Source organism: Paenibacillus silvae, from assembly GCF_014639235.1.
Taxonomy (GTDB): Bacteria; Bacillota; Bacilli; order Paenibacillales; family Paenibacillaceae; genus Paenibacillus; species Paenibacillus silvae.
The window spans coordinates 405,222-421,299 of record NZ_BMFU01000003.1; the positions used below are offsets into that span (position 1 = coordinate 405,222).

A 16,078-nucleotide genomic window follows, 5' to 3' on the forward strand; every position below is an offset into this window, starting at 1 on the left:
TCAAAATTTCTCCATCCGTTCAATACGAATAATCCGCCTTATGCTCAATAAAAAAACGTCCGTCCTGCACTTGATCTGTGCTGCCCATAGCGGCACCTATACTTCGCACGACTCCAGGCAAAAACCACAGCTTGATGCTGCTGCGCATCTGACCCGAAGCATATGTAAACTTTTCATCCGGGTTTACCCCCGTATTCATTCGGATTAATGCCAGCATTCGAGACATTTTACGTTCATTATTGCTGTGCATAAGCAGGAAGAGACGAAGATGATCTCTGTAGGTCAGCTTCACCTTGATATATTTCGACAGCTCCACACTGCCCTCTTTGGCCAGCTTCATCATGTCCTCGATGGCATGTGTAATGCCGTATAAAATGGCCGCAGACAAAACAAGCAGCGGATTACCCAGCTTGCTGTTCTCAGCCAGCCCTTCAGCCGTTCGAATGGCAAGACGCAAACCAAAGATCTCTGCATATGCAGCCGCAATGTTACCAGAAGAATTGTGAAATCCGTAGATGATATATTCCAGTTCCTGATTCTCCAGCTTGAACATATCACCGGCCTCACCATCACCTTCTGTCCAGGAAAACAATTGACCAAAATCCATAGAATTAAAATAGGCGAGCGCGTACTCATTCTGGAACAATTCATCGCCCAGGCTGGCTAGTAGGCCTGACATACCGCCAAACAGCTGATCCATTCCTTTCATCGCATTTCCTCCTGAATCATACGGATCACTTGATATCTCGGCTTTTTCCGCTTGCTCGGAGCTTTTTTCATTCAATGCGATGTTGGCATCATAATATTGTTCAAGCTGCTTGAACGCCTGCTGTGCACCAGAGCTTCCTTTCTCAATGCGTGTTAATAGCCGTTTCATTTCTTGCAGCTTGCCTTTGGACTGCTTGTCATTCGCTTTGCGCTGCGCGTCGGAACCGCGGCCAGTTTCAAGCTCTTCTTTGCTTTGCGTAATGAGATTGGAAGGCCCCGTCCGCTCATAAGAATTCATATAACGTTCCGTCGTTTGACTGGCTTGTCTGACCGCAGGCTTGATCGGAACGCCCCATTCTCCCGTCACACTGCGGAGCTGTGTATTCAGCTCCATACAGTCTTTACGAACGTTGGCGAACTCCGTATTCTGTGATGTCACGCGAGTCTTTAACCGATCAAACAAAGCATCCTCTCGTACAAGCTCCGAAGCGAGAGAACGTGTGCTTTTAGCTTCACTACCCGAACCAGTCTTCTCAAGAGCGGCCCCTGGCAGGGAAGAATTGCCTACATCGTCATAACTGACATTTTCTGCCCGGTTCTCCCCTTCCGCAATCACACGTTTCATCTCTTCGTTGATTTGACGTGCCTCTTCAATCTTCGCCTCTGCTTCCACAAGCCTGGTCTGATGTGTCTGCAGCGCTGGCTGGATAATCATGCTTATGCCTGTCACTATGCTGTTAACGCCTGTTCGGTAACGCCCCAATTCAACTATGTACTGCTGCTCGATAAAAGGCAGACCTTCATCTGCCTGCTTTTTGCTTAAATAATCGCCATATCGGGAAGCTGCTTCCGCAGCTGTCTTCGGTGTTTCTTCAAGCATTTCATCATAGATTGCCTGCGCAGGCGGCTTCATAATCAAGTCAGGGAGACTTGTAACCTGATCCGCAGATTTAACCTGACTGTCAATCGCTTCATCGAGCAGTTTTTCACGTTTGTCATAGAGCTTTTGCAACTTTTTCAATATATCTACCGTATGTGCCGCCTCCTTCATCTCCTCCGACATCGGTTTAAATCGATCAATCACTTCCAGCACAAAATCAACCGGGGCCCTGTACTTCATATCCTCCTGTATCTGGCGATTGAAAATATCATATCTGCCCAGCTCACGCTCCATGCCGAGTGAAGTCGTGTCCCACTGCATATCCAGAACAGGGAAACGATCCTTTACAGCTGAAGGCTTCACGCTATCATTTAACACTTTAGCCATAGTAGCCTCCCCGCTGCTATCCCCATACGCAAACAAACCATACTCCCGCAGTGACGTATCGTAAGCAGACATAACCGATCTCATCGCAGCATGTGTCATACGCTCCGTCTGCACTCTAAAAGCGGCGATGCGTGCATAATCAATGAAGATCGCGACAAACATATACACTCCCGCCAGAATTAAAATCAGAAACAGCGTTACGGCCCCGGTTTCACCGTCTTTTTTTCTGAACAGAGCCTCCCTCCCCCTTTACTTTGTTTTACTTTTGCCAAAATACTGCACAACCTGTCCAGCCTGAGCAGCTGAAACGGCCGCTTTACCTCCCTTGCCTTTGAACTTTGCCCCGTAGTAACGGGCCAAGTCCACTGTTCGAATAAATTCAACCGGTTCTACAGCAGCAGACGAGCCCTGTGTAATTACACCACTGCCTGAATCCAACAAAAATGAAGGCAGCGGCAGTGAAATCACCTGCTCCAGCCTCGTTGTTACTTTCCGCTGAATCAGCGCATTCCGGTACGTCATCGTGCCCCTCATAGCAAAAGGCATACCGCCGGATGCCTGAGCCAGCTTCTTCTCTGTGAGACTGGCCCCCTCACCAGCAACTATAGTCACAGTGACCTCATTGTCTGCACCCGCCCATCCGAACACAGCTCCCAAGAGACGGTCATCCGTCAGCCTCCAGTACAGGGAATCCTGTTCTCCAGCAGTATATTCACCTGTCATTGCTTGTTTGTGGCTGTTGTCCCAGCTGAAGGCGGCACGTTCCGCTGCTGCATAAGCATGCTGGTTCAGAAATACCTTTTGATACATATACATCGTGAAGAACAGCAGCAGTATCAGAATAAACAGAATAACCGGGAAGACCAGGGAAGCTTCAATGGTGAAGCTCCCTTCCTCCTTTCTCAGCCTAACTATTCGGGAAAAATTCATTACTTTTGGTGTCCACTTTTGAAAGCAAACTTGTGATCAACGCTGTTATTTGTTTCTTGAATATCAATGCAATAATAATGATAACCCCAATAATCAGGATCAGCTCCAGCGTGCCCAGCCCCTCTTCTTCCTTCCATAGAGCTGCTGCCTTGTTCTTCATGACCTCCGTTACATATGCATTCATCTCAATCACCTGCTCTTTCATTCTGATTCACCTGTCCTCTCAAGCTTGTCCACTTGCACATACCCATATAGTCAATCGTCTTCCCGTTCCACCTACATATTCATCATCATAAAAGCAGGCGCCCCGATCATAACCACGATCGTAAAGAAGATTAGCACCATGGGAAACACAAGCTTGGAAGATGCCTGTTCTCCCTTAGCCCGGCTCACTGCCTTACGTTTCTCCCACAGCACATGTGACAGATCCCGCAGCGCCAATACAAAGTCACCTCCCCCGCGCCGAAAATTAAGCAGCACCGTCGTTGTAAATATCGTCACCTCCTGCACACCACAGCGGCGGCTGAACTGCTCAAAGGCTTGCTGGAACGAGTAGCCGTTATTCCAATCCACCGCCGCCTTTCTTAATTCGTTGTAGAGCGGATGATGCCGCTCACCTTGACTTGCCACACAGTGCATGATGGCCCGCTGCACCGTCTCCCCCGCTCCTACCAGCAGCACAATCCGATTGAGCAGCTCAGGCAGCTCTATAAGCATATCCTGATCTCGCCGCTGTACTTTTGCATATAAATCCTTAACCATGGCAAACGGTACAGCAATTCCAATCACCAGCCCTCCGACAATTCCGCCAGCGCCTGTATCACCAATAAGTGAGAGCATACAGCCAGCCAGCAGCATCAGCCAAGTGTATGTCAACATTTCGGCACAATAGAGCAGCGTTTTCTCACCGCTATGCTGAATGCCGTACATCTTCTGAATGGCATGCTGCATACGAAACATAAGCACGGGCAATCTGCGTCCCACCTCGACCTTGTCCAACAAAAACAGAAACGGGCCATGCATCTTTTTGAAACGTACACCTTGCATATCAAACTGCCGTAAATGTCTGTAGGTTGGCCCCCGAGTGCGATCAAGCACGATCCAACTCACTCCCAAACTTCCTGCAATGACAAAGGGAAGCAGCATTTTTTCAACTCCCTACACTTTGATATCCATAATGCGATGTATCCATAAATAACAGCAGACCAGTACAGCAAGTGCCACGGTGGAAATAAGGTATCCCATCCCGCTGTATAACGGCTCCATGAAATGGCTGGCTGTCAGGTTCAGAAACAGCAGAAAAATGAAAGGCGCTGCAAACATCACCTTCGATTCAAATCTTTTCTGCGCGACAGCAACCATAATATCCTGTTGTATATCCAGCTTTTCTCCGATCACTGCGGACGTACGACGAACCACTTCCACCAGATCACCGCCTGTTCGCTTACATGTAATAAACACATCTGCAAAATTTGTAATGTCCTCGATCTGTGCCCGATCCGAGAAATCCAGCAGCGCTTCTTCAATGGGCTGCCCGTACTCCATTCGAGTTCTTAATATCGTGAACTCCCGGATCAGATCCGTATCTGCCTCAGGATTCAACATACGCAGATCCTCCACAGATTCCTTAAAACCGTTCTCGACTGATTTCCCAGCCGCGAGTGCTGAAGACAAGGCATAAAGAGCTTGCTTGAAATGCAGACTTAGCGTCGTTCTTCTGCGTTCCAGCAGTACGTTTCTCCAAAACCCGGGCACCCATATGCAGCCTGCAGCCAATACAGCTCCTGCAAGCAAGTGATGGTAGAACAGCAGGCCCACACAGAAAAATAATGAACCGCTAACGATTATGCACATTAGCCGCTGTCTTGTAGTGAGCATATATACGGTGTAATCCGTTAACATCTGGCTGCTCTGAGTCACCTTGGATCACCTCCTCCTGAGCACGTGTGTTGTCCTTCCATTTGCTCTATGTATCGATCCAGCCATTCTCCCAGCCCAGCCATCCGGATTTTATCTACCTTCAACAGTCTTCCTATTTGCACCAATCCGCCAATAATGCGGCCTTCCCGTTCCTCCTGTTCCTGGAAACGAAATAACGGGTTTAGAAGCACTTCACCCTCCTCCATCCCGATGACTTCACTTATTTCGGTCACCCGTCGTGAATGATCCCGCATCCGGGAGAGATGGACAAAAATATCTATGGCCGAACTAATCTGCTGTCTTACAACCGCAATGGGAAGCTCTGCACCGCTGAGCACCATCGTTTCGAGCCTGCTGATCATGTCCGAGACTGTATTGGCATGCCCGGTGGATAACGAACCATCATGTCCTGTATTCATCGCCTGCAGCATATCGAGCGCCTCCATCCCCCTTACCTCCCCAATGACAATGCGATTTGGACGCATTCGCAGCGAGGACTTGATCAGGTCCCGGATAGAAATTTGGCCTTTTCCTTCGGTATTGGCATTACGCGTCTCCAGAGATACAAGATTGGGCACCGTCACAATCTGCAATTCTGCAGAATCCTCAACCGTAATAATCCGCTCATCGGAAGGAATGAACTGTGATAAGGCATTCAGAAAAGTTGTTTTACCAGACCCGGTTCCTCCACCGATAAAAATGTTGTATTTACTGCGTACTAACTGCTGTAACAATATCGCTGCCTCCTGATGCAAGGCCCCCTTCTCAATCAGATCAGACATCGTCATCGGTTCACTCGGGAACTTCCGAATGGTCATCGTTGGGCCCTTGAGCGCGATAGGAGGCAGCACAATGTTGACCCGCGACCCATCCTTGAGACGAGCATCTACAATCGGAGAAGATTCATTCACAATCCGGTTTACTCCCGAAACAATCATCTGAATAATATCCTCCAGCCGCTCTCTGGACTCAAACTGCAGCGGAATACGCCTCACATTCCCCTCCTGCTCCACAAAGATCTCCTGATGACTGTTAATCATAATCTCCGTAATGTCCGGGTGATCCACCAGGGGCTGCAAAATATCCAACCCGCGAAACGAATCAAACAATCGTTGTACCCATGCATGACGTTCGCCTGAAGTCAGGTCTTCCAGATTCGGATCACCGAGAACCTTCCTTTCAATCCCAAGCCACAGCTCCTCATCTCCTGCAGAAGAAGTGAGATCGAGAGATGAACGAACCTCTCTGCGCATCCGCTGAAACTGCTGCTCCTGATCCAGTATGTTCCATGACCGCTCTGTCATCATGCCCAATGCTCCTCTGAATGAATTTGCCCCGTACGCCTTCGCTCTTCTTCTTCAGACTGGAGCAGCAGGTCACACAGCCACTTCACTTCACGCTGGAAGATCGGCGAGCTTAACATGACCTCCTCCTGATTCAGCTGCTTCCATGAAGGGATATAGGGCAGGACCGCATCCACATGCAGATCAGCTCTAGGCAGCGAATTAAGCAACTGCTCCCGATACTCGTTTATGACAAAATACGTACGCTCCAATACACTCCCAAGCATCTCCGGCCGAGTTCGCTCGGCATGCTGCAGCCATTGACCCCATCGGTGCATCGCAGCAAGGTCATCCTTCACCAGCCAGATAAACATATCCGCGTTTTCGAGTACACCTTCACTTCGTTCATCCCAGCCGGAGTCCCCATCCAGAATTAACACCTCATACTGTCCACAGCCGACCAAAAACCGGATCAAGTCAGTTGTATCCGTTTTCGACATCTGCAGCATTTCCTTCCGATTGGCTAACGGCCAAAACACATCTGACTTCAATGTCTCATGCCGCATGACATATGCCTCCACTGCTTTGATTTTCCCCGTAGTTATCGCATCGTCAGGCAAGCCAGAACAAGCACCTGTGCTTCTGTTGCCCTGTTCCTTAACGCCTTGTGCCGCGACTTGCACCGACTCTCGTCCTTGCTCTGATCGCTGGACCTGAAGCCTCCCCCCGCTGACCTCCCTTCGGCGGGCCTTCAGATCGTACAGCAGCCGTGACAATCCCGTTTCAGCATCAGCCAGAGGTTTATTGCTCTGTCGAAACCCTTTCTCCAGAAAAGGAAATGAGCTGTCCATCGTCTCCAGATTGAGATAGAGCACAGAATAACCAGCAAGCCCGAGCTGCTTGGCCAGATGCAGGGAGACTGTTGTTTTACCGCTCCCTCCGGACGCAGACACTACAGCGATACTTAACGTGTTCCGACCTGAACGCGGACTTCTCCGGCTTTGCGGCTGCCGACATGCATTCCTTACCGCTTCCAGCAGCACAGGTAATGGCTGATATTTCATAAGCCGCTTCGTCTCAGGTTCTGCATCCTGTCCTTCACTAAGCAGGAGCCATGAGACCCCCGAATGCTCCCCCCCGTTCAACAGCCAAGGATTCAAAAACTCGGGCTCAGCAACGAGCAGTTCGGGCATTTCTCGTTCATCCTGTTCAAGCATGTAACTGCTGAATGCTTCCCACTCGGAAAAGGCAATGAATCGCATATGAGAGCCAGATGAGCTGCGCTGCACATAATCGAGCCAGGCACGAAGATAATCTTTATCCCTCGATACCAGCACCACTTTGAGTACAATCACTTACTGCTTCACTCCCTGCAAAAAGCACAAAAAAAACACCGCCCATTATCCGCATGAACATGCAGAATATGGACGGTGCTTCCGTCACGTGCTATGAATTTATAGATACTATATCATACAAAATCTGGACGAGCAACACATTTATTCTAACCTTTTTACCTAAGAGCCGTAAGGTGCGCCAAATTCAATAATATTTCGATCAGGATCAAGAATAAATATCTGGGCGAATCCAGCCACGCTATCAGGTCTCGCCTCATATTCGATGCCCTGCTGCTCCAGCCAGGCAATCGTCTCTGAATAGCTGACCACCCACAGTGCAAAATGCCCATCGGTCGTATCAATTCCTGCTTCACGAAGCGTATGCCCTTCTGGATGCTGAAGCAGATGAAGCTGCTGACTTCCAATCGCATACCACGCACCCGTTGAACGAAACGGCGGACGTTCAATTTCCTGCATGCCTAACAAGCCGGAATAAAACTTTTTTGCTGTCTCCAAATCTCGAACCGCCAAGCTCACATGATGAATATGTGCATATCTAATCATCTCTGAATTGCCCCCTCTCCGGTGTCTGCAACAAAAAACATAAAGCCCCCCGTCTATTCTATACCATTTTGAAGTGCCACCAAAGTCCCAAAAAAAACACCCCTGCTCCTCATCCGGCTACCAACTGGTTAATCCGAACTCAGAGTCAGGGGAATTCCCATTATTCCTTATTTAGTTCCACGTTTCCCTTATTCAGTTCCGCGTCGGCTTATTTTGCAGCGTCCAAAGCCTCTTGAGGAACCTTGATTTCTGCTACCTTGTCATGGTTGGAGAACGATGTGTCCATTTTCATGTCCATTGTCATTTTCTGACCGCTTTGCTCCATCTCCATCACCATCGCTACATCCATTTTCTCAAGCAGAGACGTCTCTTTGTTAATCCAATATTTCATTTTCATGCTCTTGATGTTCATTTGATCCAGCAAAGCCTGCATTTGAGCATCTGAGCCGTTTTGTTCCATCACGGATTTAGCCAATTCCTTGACATTGTCACCCGAAACATCCGCATTGAGGACATAGCTGTCGCCCTCTTCTGTAATTTTGATATCTTCTTTCACTTTCTTGAATTGATCCAGTTCTTTTTCCGGATTCATGCTTGCTTTCATCTGCTCAATCAATTCCTTCGATTGGGCCTCAGGGATGCTTACCCACTGGTCTCCAACCTGGGAATAAATATTTTCCGAAGTAATGTACTGTTTCACATTTTGCTTCTGTCCGGACATATCCATTTCCATCTCTTGATAGATCATCATCGGATCTTTAATGATATCCATCTTGAGTGATGTTTTCACCTGCTGGTCCTGAGATTGCTCTCCGGCATCCACCTTGATTTGCTGATCAATATTCGCTTCCGTAGTGAAGCTTTTCAGCGCTTTAGTTGCCTCACCTGTTTTGGCAAGCAATTCGTCCAGTGTAGGAACAGCCGCACTCTGTCCTTCTGTGTTGTTGCTCTCCGTTGTTGTTGATCCACTTCCTGTCGCCGGCGCTGCGGAGTTGTCTTTATCGTTTCCGCATGCTGCCAAGCTCATTACTAGTAAAGCCCCAATAATCATTGTCGTCCACTTCTTCAAGTTGTTATCCTCCCAATAATGTAAAAATAATGTGACCAGCGTTATTACCCAATAATTGCCGATATTAATCATCTTACAGGCAATTTCTTACTTATGGAAGATTATCCTGAAAAACCGCTACTTATATACTTATAGAAATCGTTCTTTAGTCTCAGGAGTAGGCAGCATACATGCTTCATCCTTCCCAAACCAGCGGTACCGATTACGCGCAACCCAGTTGTAAACTGCATTCCGAATGAATTTTGGAACGATGATCAATCCGTAGAACAGCGGGTAGGGAAATTTCAAACCTTTAGCCAATCTTAATGCAGCAGTTGAGCGTGTATAGTATTTTCCATCTTCAATCAACACAAACGTATCCATACTGTCTGTGCTCAGGCCCCCCTTTTCCAGCAACCCCTTAGCCACATCGGATTGAAGTGATGCAAAATGATATTTCCCTTTCGGGTCCCGCTTGATAATCCATTTCGTTAATCCCTGGCAGAAGTGACACACGCCATCCACAAGAACGATCGGGTGTCCCTGATGTTTATCCCTTGGATCTGCTGTCATCATGTTAGCCTCCTCATCTGGCGCTGTTACATTACTTACCCACTTTGGAGCACAACCTTTCTCCTGCAAAAAAAGAAAAAAAGCGCAGGCACTGTGCCCACGCTCATATTTGTCAGCCAATTACTCAGCCAATGCTTTTTGCATCCATTCGTCTTCGATCATTTGCTGATGCAGATCGCCTGACCATTGATCCATGCATTTGCAGATGAAATCTTTACGGCATACAGGACAAGGTGTCTTTTGCAGACGGCTGATTGCAGTCATTTTCCATTCCGGTGCTTTGGAGTAGAATACACGGCACTGTGTACCATCTACCAGTTTCATTGTAAATTCGTACAAACCGTCTTTTTCATTTTTGCTGGCTACTTGCAGTTGTGCAATACTTGGTCTATAAGACATGGATATCACCTGTGAATTCAAATTTGGTTCATGCTAATGACACTGACACTTTTCGTACTAAGTCATATTAAAGAAATTTCAGGTCAATGTCAACTCAAGAACACTCATCCGCCAAACAGAATATCCAGAATGGTGCCGACTTGTCCCTGCTTCTTTCCTTTGAGCACATCCGGATTAAAAACCTCCACATACCCGCAGGACGTACAGGATACAAACAAATAATGATTATGCTGAATATCAAACACCTTGCTCAGCCCTGCTCCCGACATCGAAACCTCCTTGATGCTGCAATCCGTACCCCGGCATTTGGTGCATACAAATCTTCTCTCAATCATCTCTTCAATACTCATGACCGTCCCCCCTTATGGAAATGTGTAGCATGAAGTGATCAATATGTGGCATGAAAAATTATACTGACTGTTCTGTTATGTAAAAGAGTACGCGCTAACCAGGGAATTTTCCTTCCCTTTGTTTCATATTCAGGTAACCAAGCACCAAGCCCTGCTGAGCTGCCAGCAGGGCTTGGTGCTTGAACATGAGGTATCGCAAGATACCCTGCTCTTTATTTTACGCATGACTCTTGAAGAAGAGCCAACTTATTTGTGCAATCATACTACATTCAGCACAACGTCGATGTTGCCGCGTGTAGCTTTGGAGTACGGGCAGAAGTCATGCGCCTTGCGAGCAAGCTCCTCCGCCTGACCGTGATCTACTCCCGGCATGCTTACATCCAGACGCACCGCCAGCTTGAAGCCATCATCTGCCGGGTCTTTACCGATGGATACGTTGCTCGTTACAACGACATTTTCCAGTTTTACGCCTGCTTTGCGGGCTACGTTTGCCAGAGCACTTTCATAACAGGCTCCGTAACCGGCTGCAAACAGCTGCTCAGGGTTTGTCCCTTCACCGCCGGCCCCCCCCAGCTCTTTCGGCATTTTCAGATCATGCTGCAGTACACCATCCGAAGAAGCTACCGAACCTGTGCGTCCACCTTTTACCGTTGCTGTTGCTGTATATAAAGCTTCCATCAGAATCTCTCCTTCGCTGTTAAAATTTGAACTGCCTACAATTCATTTTAAACCTCTGGCTCGTTTTGAAACGCCTTGACCTTGTTCTTTGATAGCTTTTACATCTATTCCTCAACAGCTTTTAGACTATATTCTTTAACAGCTTTTACATTTTGCTTCATTTCATGCATCCATTTATAACTCTTCACATGATTCCTGTTGAAGCCCCTTCTATACATCCTTCGAAGGATCTTTTTCTTCAATTTGTCTCAATACATAAAAGTTGCACTAGACAAAAACTCTTGAGTGTGTACAATGTAAATATGAACATAAAATTTTAGATATAACCACATTCGTGCTCATCACAACTTAACTATTTATATATTCGATCCAGTGCAAGTTATATAAGATCCATGATTTATTCGGCCGGTAATCGGCCCCCATCTTAATGTAAAGTCAGGTGATCCATCTATGAGTCAACGAAATCCGTTTAATGCCCCATCCGGTGAATATGCTGCTGCAGCAGTGGCTCCGTCACTAGGTGAGGCGCACAGCTCCATGAAAGTTCCCAAAAATGCAGTCTGGTGGAAAAAATTTCTCGCCTTTGTCGGTCCGGGTTATCTCGTCGCTGTTGGCTACATGGACCCGGGCAACTGGGCTACGGACATCGCGGGCGGCTCCCAGTTCGGTTATACCTTGTTATCTGTTATCCTTATATCCAATATGATGGCTGTAGTCCTGCAATCTCTTGCAGGCAAGCTCGGGATTGTTACAGGACGGGATCTGGCTCAGGCTTGCCGTGAACGCTTCAGCTTCCCTGTAGTTATGATGTTATGGATTTTGTGCGAGCTCGCTATCGCAGCAACCGATCTGGCCGAGGTCATCGGCTCGGCAATCGCCCTGAAGCTGCTGTTTAATATTCCCATGCTGTATGGAGTTATTATTACCGCTGTTGATGTGCTGATCATTCTTGTCCTGCAAAATAAAGGCTTCCGCGCATTGGAAACCCTTGTCATCGTGCTGATGGCCACCATTGCGCTCTGTTTCGGGATTGACCTCTTTCTGGCGAAACCGGACATGGGCGGTGTACTGCACGGATTCGTACCCAGCAGTGAGCTTTTGCAGAACCCGGCTATGCTCTACATTGCCATCGGCATCATTGGTGCGACGGTCATGCCGCATAACCTGTATCTGCATTCTTCCATCGTACAGACCCGTCAGATCGAGCAGACAGCTCAGGGGAAAAGAGAAGCGATCCGTTATACCACGATGGATTCAACCATCGCACTGACGCTGGCACTGTTCATTAATGCAGCCATCCTGATTGTATCTGCGGCTGTATTCCACAGCGCAGGCATGACCCAGGTTGCCGAGATTTCAGACGCATATCATCTGCTGACTCCGCTGCTCGGCACGACCATTGCCAGCATCCTGTTTGGCGTCGCTTTGCTCGCATCAGGTCAGAACTCCACTCTTACAGGTACGCTCGCTGGACAGATCGTCATGGAGGGTTTTCTGAATATTCGTATTCCGGCCTGGCTGCGTCGTCTCGTCACACGGCTGATCGCAATCATTCCGGCCGTCATTGTGACCGCCATTGCGGGCGAACACGGGACAGAGGAACTGCTGATTCTGAGTCAGGTTATATTGTCCCTGCAGCTGCCGTTTGCCGTTATCCCGCTGGTGATGTTCACAAGTGACAAAAAAAGCATGGGGCCATTTGTTAATAAACTCTGGCTAAGGATCGTTTCCTGGATTATTGCCGCTATCATCGTAGTGCTGAACGTGTACCTGATTATCCAGACCATTATGCTGTTCTAACTTGTATATAAATTGGAACTAAGGACGTTCACACGTACTCCGATGAGAGATAACTTCAACTTTTCAAAATCCCGTAATATAAAAAAAGGCTGACTCGCTGTCTGGTGTGATGACCAAACGCGAATCAGCCTTTTTAAGTCTTTCATTTGTTATACGGCTCATGTGAACTAAGATGCATCGTTATCAGGTATGAGCAACGGCAACAGTTCATCCAATGATTCAACCGTCCAGTCTGCACGCTCATGCTCTGACTGCACCGGCTGAAACCTTCCATATCCCTGGAGAATACGGATGGTATGCAGGCCCAGACTGCGAGCCGGAACGATATCATTGTCAATCCGATCTCCAATCATCACCGCTTCCTCAGGTGCACAACCAGCCTGTTTCAGAGCAACCGCATACAATTCCGGGTCGGGCTTGGACACTCCTTCTTCTGCCGAGCAGGCTAGTACATGAACATATTTTCGAAGTCCATAACTCTCCAGCCGCATTTCAGTTCCCGGGCTCTGATTCGCAATAATGCCAATGAGATAATGCTGCGAAAGCTGTTTAAGCACTTTGGCTGCAGAAGGAAAAGGACGCTCCAGCTCCTTGTGGAATTTCAGCTTGTCCTGGATCTGCTTGCGGTGACCTTCATCCTGAATATATGTCTGCATAGCTACCTTCATAGGCCATTGTTCGTAGTTCTGGTAACATTGCTCAAACAGCTCTCGTACATCCTCAATCTTCACAGGATAGCCGTAAGCATTCGCCTCACGCACAAACTGCCCGATAATATCGTCAACAGGCTCCCATTCGTCCACCAGCGTGTCCCCTACATCAAAAAACAACCACTTCAACCCGGCAATATCCGGCAAGCCAATTCCTCCTTGTACGCCGCTCAATGAAGATCCCGGGCGCGCATGCTGTATCCATAAAAAAAGAAGACCCACGACAAGCATGAGTCTCCTCAAATTCCGTTAGTCCTTACCTGCAATTATAGCAGGCACCTTACGCAGGATCAATCATAAGCTGCTTGCTTCGGCTTCGAGTTTATTGCAACTATTAAGCAAGAATCCAACTTCTCCGTTTAACGAATACACAATTTTGTCCGCACCCATGCCCCGATAAATGCCTTTTGGATGACTTTGCTCCGTTATCACACACAGAGGCTTGGATGTCCAGGAACGAACAATCTGCAGGTAACGGCAAGTCAGGTTCAGACTGTTTTCAAAAATAAATACGTTGCCCACGCTCGTCTGCGGCAAAAACCATTTTTGAGCCGCTGCTGTGTTCATACGAATCACATGCTCTACTCCGATCCGGCGGAGCTTGCGCTCCTCACCCGCACTGTTTGTAAGAACGGCAAAAGGCATCTTTTTGTACATCAGCAGCTTCACAAATTTACGTCCAGCTTCATTCGGAGCGGTTACTAAAATCATCTCTGTATCCATCATTCGTTCCTCCCTTGGCGTGAAAAGACAACAAAAAAGAAGCGTGGGGACCAAGGCCTCCGAAACGCTTCTTAAATAATCCATGGCGAAAACGCCATGAACCAGCGTGCGGTTTGTTGCCTCTCCCTTTAACGCTTACGAGGTTAGCTGACGGATTCGGGCGCGAGAGTCGCCCTATTTCCGGCTGTCACCGGAAAATTCACCCCATGGATGTCTGCTGCTGTAATACAGCACATCCTGTTGGTTCCCCCGTTTTCCACCCACGATGAATGGAAACTCAGCGATTGAAACATCGTTCGTGAATCTTGCATGTAAGACCGATCGATATCATCGTTGTTTCGTTTTTTCAGGTACAATATTATTAAAATTCAAATTACGCTTTGAATCATACACCCGTGCCATGATCATGTAAAGTCCGGACAGATCACGAATCGTCAGAATTCCGGCAATAAACTTCAATAATAACGCTTACAATGAGCTTATACGCTATCCAACTCTTCCAAGCTGTCTAATTCTCACCCGCACAAAAATTGATTAAACGATTTGCATTCCTTTTATGAATACGGTCAAGCCGATGAGGATAATAGCGTTCTCTATAAATTAATTTTGCATTATTTAATTGCATAAAATATAATAAAAATATCAATATAATATGATGGAGGCGATCCTCATGTCAGTCTATGATTACAAAGTAAACACCCTTCGCGGACAAGAGATTGAAATGTCCCAATATCGCGGCAAAGTGTTGTTAATTGTAAATACCGCGAGCCAGTGCGGCCTTACTCCTCAATTCAAGGGCTTGCAGGAGCTGCAGGATCAATTCCAGGATGCTCCTTTCGAGGTACTTGGATTTCCCAGCAACCAGTTTGCCCAGGAGAAGGGCTCCTCTGATGACATCGCTGAGTTCTGTCAGATGAACTATGGCGTAAGCTTCCCTATGTTTGAAAAAATTGACGTTAACGGTGCCAGTGCTCACCCGCTATTCCAGCATATTACGAAGGAAGCACCAGGTCTACTCGGCTCCAAGGCCATCAAATGGAACTTCACCAAGTTCCTTGTCGATCAGGAAGGGAACGTTGTGAAGCGTTATGCCCCCCAGACTACACCTGATAAAATTGTAGAGGATATTCAGAAATTATTGAAATAAATAACACACATTTCTACATTTTGAAAAAAGCTGCTCCAAACCACAGAGCCTCGGTTCTGTTCTGGTTTACAGGGTGGCTTTTTTTCGCGGCTAATGAAACTTTTCTCCGCCCGCTGTCGCCTTCCAGCTGTTATTTATGTAGGCCAAAAGACAAAAAAGAAGCCTCCCGGACAGGGAAGCTTCCTTTCAATAACATTTCATATGATGCGGTCGAGAGGACTCGAACCTCCACGGGCATACGCCCACTACCCCCTCAAGATAGCGTGTCTGCCATTCCACCACGACCGCATGTCGTAAATTATCGGCAACAGAATTGATTATACCGGAATCTTATCTAAATGTAAAGCATTTATTTGAACACGCCAAAAATCAGTCATACTTCCTGAATGTGCGCATATCCTGAATCTGATTCCGAAAAAATGTCAGGGCAGCGGCGGAACCAGAATGAATTTGTTGCAGCCTAGTATTTTCAAATATTATTTCTAAAGGAGAATCAGTTTATTGTTATATTATATAACATAAATAATAATAAAGAATGAAATTTAAGCTTTTTCAATGCAAACCATTGACAAAACACGGATAATTATGTGAATATATATATCATATAATTCGGATTTAAGCACATACGATTTAGAAAAGATTAA

17 protein-coding genes, 1 tRNA gene and 1 riboswitch are annotated in these 16,078 nt (G+C 47.2%); of the genes, 2 read left to right on the forward strand and 16 right to left on the reverse strand.

Annotated features, from left to right (window positions below; genetic code table 11):
• Positions 1-19: 19 nt before the first annotated feature.
• The 13 genes from IEW26_RS12745 to IEW26_RS12805 all read right to left on the reverse strand — a co-directional run bounded on the left by IEW26_RS12745 (position 20) and on the right by IEW26_RS12805 (position 11,054).
• The gene (locus tag IEW26_RS12745; RefSeq protein ID WP_188592688.1) at positions 20-2,137 is read right to left on the reverse strand and encodes a hypothetical protein; all 2,118 of its coding nucleotides are present in this window, start codon (positions 2,135-2,137) and stop codon (positions 20-22) included.
• 87 nt (positions 2,138-2,224) lie between these two features.
• Positions 2,225-2,905: a TadE/TadG family type IV pilus assembly protein gene (locus IEW26_RS12750; protein ID WP_188592689.1), complete on the reverse strand. Its 681-nt coding sequence runs from the start codon at positions 2,903-2,905 to the stop codon at positions 2,225-2,227.
• Entirely contained in the window at positions 2,883-3,110 is a 228-nt protein-coding gene (locus tag IEW26_RS12755; RefSeq protein ID WP_373288467.1) for a Flp1 family type IVb pilin, read from the reverse strand. Before IEW26_RS12755 ends, IEW26_RS12750 begins: the two co-directional genes overlap by 23 nt.
• Before the next feature lie 71 nt (positions 3,111-3,181).
• Positions 3,182-4,051: a type II secretion system F family protein gene (locus IEW26_RS12760; RefSeq protein WP_188592690.1), complete on the reverse strand. Its 870-nt coding sequence runs from the start codon at positions 4,049-4,051 to the stop codon at positions 3,182-3,184.
• A gap of 12 nt (positions 4,052-4,063) precedes the next feature.
• A complete protein-coding gene (locus IEW26_RS12765) occupies positions 4,064-4,807 on the reverse strand; it encodes a type II secretion system F family protein (RefSeq protein WP_188592891.1) in 744 nt (247 codons plus the stop codon).
• 14 nt (positions 4,808-4,821) lie between these two features.
• Positions 4,822-6,129 (reverse strand): TadA family conjugal transfer-associated ATPase, encoded by a 1,308-nt coding sequence (locus IEW26_RS12770; protein WP_188592892.1) that lies wholly within the window; start codon positions 6,127-6,129, stop codon positions 4,822-4,824.
• Positions 6,129-7,463 carry a nucleotide-binding protein gene (locus IEW26_RS12775; RefSeq protein WP_188592691.1) on the reverse strand — a complete coding sequence of 445 codons (1,335 nt, stop codon included), beginning with the start codon at positions 7,461-7,463 and terminating at the stop codon, positions 6,129-6,131. The genes IEW26_RS12770 and IEW26_RS12775 overlap by 1 nt, the downstream gene beginning before the upstream one ends.
• A 159-nt stretch (positions 7,464-7,622) precedes the next feature.
• Complete coding sequence (locus IEW26_RS12780; RefSeq protein WP_188592692.1) at positions 7,623-8,006, reverse strand: VOC family protein; 384 nt, start codon at positions 8,004-8,006, stop codon at positions 7,623-7,625.
• Positions 8,007-8,214: 208 nt separating this feature from the next.
• Complete coding sequence (locus IEW26_RS12785) at positions 8,215-9,075, reverse strand: DUF6612 family protein (protein WP_188592693.1); 861 nt, start codon at positions 9,073-9,075, stop codon at positions 8,215-8,217.
• Between the two features lie 129 nt (positions 9,076-9,204).
• Positions 9,205-9,627, reverse strand: coding sequence for a thiol-disulfide oxidoreductase DCC family protein (locus tag IEW26_RS12790; RefSeq protein ID WP_188592893.1), 423 nt, complete (start codon positions 9,625-9,627; stop codon positions 9,205-9,207).
• Positions 9,628-9,747: 120 nt separating this feature from the next.
• The gene (locus tag IEW26_RS12795) at positions 9,748-10,026 is read right to left on the reverse strand and encodes a hypothetical protein (RefSeq protein ID WP_111270492.1); all 279 of its coding nucleotides are present in this window, start codon (positions 10,024-10,026) and stop codon (positions 9,748-9,750) included.
• A gap of 104 nt (positions 10,027-10,130) precedes the next feature.
• Entirely contained in the window at positions 10,131-10,376 is a 246-nt protein-coding gene (locus IEW26_RS12800) for a zinc ribbon domain-containing protein (protein ID WP_111270491.1), read from the reverse strand.
• 258 nt (positions 10,377-10,634) lie between these two features.
• Positions 10,635-11,054 (reverse strand): organic hydroperoxide resistance protein, encoded by a 420-nt coding sequence (locus tag IEW26_RS12805; protein WP_111270490.1) that lies wholly within the window; start codon positions 11,052-11,054, stop codon positions 10,635-10,637.
• Positions 11,055-11,504: 450 nt separating this feature from the next.
• Between IEW26_RS12805 and IEW26_RS12810 the strand changes: the two genes are divergently transcribed.
• Complete coding sequence (locus tag IEW26_RS12810) at positions 11,505-12,854, forward strand: Nramp family divalent metal transporter (protein ID WP_188592694.1); 1,350 nt, start codon at positions 11,505-11,507, stop codon at positions 12,852-12,854.
• A gap of 167 nt (positions 12,855-13,021) precedes the next feature.
• Here the strand turns inward: IEW26_RS12810 and IEW26_RS12815 are convergent, their stop codons facing one another.
• Positions 13,022-13,711 carry an HAD family hydrolase gene (locus tag IEW26_RS12815; protein ID WP_229729835.1) on the reverse strand — a complete coding sequence of 230 codons (690 nt, stop codon included), beginning with the start codon at positions 13,709-13,711 and terminating at the stop codon, positions 13,022-13,024.
• Positions 13,712-13,858: 147 nt separating this feature from the next.
• Entirely contained in the window at positions 13,859-14,290 is a 432-nt protein-coding gene (locus IEW26_RS12820) for a hypothetical protein (protein ID WP_229729836.1), read from the reverse strand.
• A 114-nt stretch (positions 14,291-14,404) separates the two neighbouring features.
• Positions 14,405-14,580: riboswitch (cyclic di-AMP (ydaO/yuaA leader) on the reverse strand.
• A 377-nt stretch (positions 14,581-14,957) separates the two neighbouring features.
• Between IEW26_RS12820 and IEW26_RS12825 the strand changes: the two genes are divergently transcribed.
• Positions 14,958-15,434 (forward strand): glutathione peroxidase, encoded by a 477-nt coding sequence (locus IEW26_RS12825; RefSeq protein WP_111270486.1) that lies wholly within the window; start codon positions 14,958-14,960, stop codon positions 15,432-15,434.
• 205 nt (positions 15,435-15,639) lie between these two features.
• Here the strand turns inward: IEW26_RS12825 and IEW26_RS12830 are convergent.
• A tRNA-Leu gene (locus IEW26_RS12830) sits at positions 15,640-15,722 on the reverse strand.
• Positions 15,723-16,078: the final 356 nt, after the last annotated feature.

Excerpts from the sequence above, each read along its gene's own strand:
- IEW26_RS12755 (WP_373288467.1), bottom strand. The coding sequence starts at position 3,110 with ATGAAAGAGCAGGTGATTGAGATGAATGCATATGTAACGGAGGTCATG.
- IEW26_RS12805 (WP_111270490.1), bottom strand. The coding sequence starts at position 11,054 with ATGGAAGCTTTATATACAGCAACAGCAACGGTAAAAGGTGGACGCACA.
- IEW26_RS12745 (WP_188592688.1), bottom strand. The coding sequence starts at position 2,137 with ATGTTTGTCGCGATCTTCATTGATTATGCACGCATCGCCGCTTTTAGA.
- IEW26_RS12760 (WP_188592690.1), bottom strand. The coding sequence starts at position 4,051 with ATGCTGCTTCCCTTTGTCATTGCAGGAAGTTTGGGAGTGAGTTGGATC.
- IEW26_RS12800 (WP_111270491.1), bottom strand. The coding sequence starts at position 10,376 with ATGAGTATTGAAGAGATGATTGAGAGAAGATTTGTATGCACCAAATGC.
- IEW26_RS12825 (WP_111270486.1), top strand. The coding sequence starts at position 14,958 with ATGTCAGTCTATGATTACAAAGTAAACACCCTTCGCGGACAAGAGATT.
- IEW26_RS12820 (WP_229729836.1), bottom strand. The coding sequence starts at position 14,290 with ATGATGGATACAGAGATGATTTTAGTAACCGCTCCGAATGAAGCTGGA.
- IEW26_RS12795 (WP_111270492.1), bottom strand. The coding sequence starts at position 10,026 with ATGTCTTATAGACCAAGTATTGCACAACTGCAAGTAGCCAGCAAAAAT.
- IEW26_RS12810 (WP_188592694.1), top strand. The coding sequence starts at position 11,505 with ATGAGTCAACGAAATCCGTTTAATGCCCCATCCGGTGAATATGCTGCT.
- IEW26_RS12765 (WP_188592891.1), bottom strand. The coding sequence starts at position 4,807 with ATGTTAACGGATTACACCGTATATATGCTCACTACAAGACAGCGGCTA.
- IEW26_RS12770 (WP_188592892.1), bottom strand. The coding sequence starts at position 6,129 with ATGACAGAGCGGTCATGGAACATACTGGATCAGGAGCAGCAGTTTCAG.
- IEW26_RS12750 (WP_188592689.1), bottom strand. The coding sequence starts at position 2,905 with ATGAATTTTTCCCGAATAGTTAGGCTGAGAAAGGAGGAAGGGAGCTTC.
- IEW26_RS12790 (WP_188592893.1), bottom strand. The coding sequence starts at position 9,627 with ATGACAGCAGATCCAAGGGATAAACATCAGGGACACCCGATCGTTCTT.
- IEW26_RS12780 (WP_188592692.1), bottom strand. The coding sequence starts at position 8,006 with ATGATTAGATATGCACATATTCATCATGTGAGCTTGGCGGTTCGAGAT.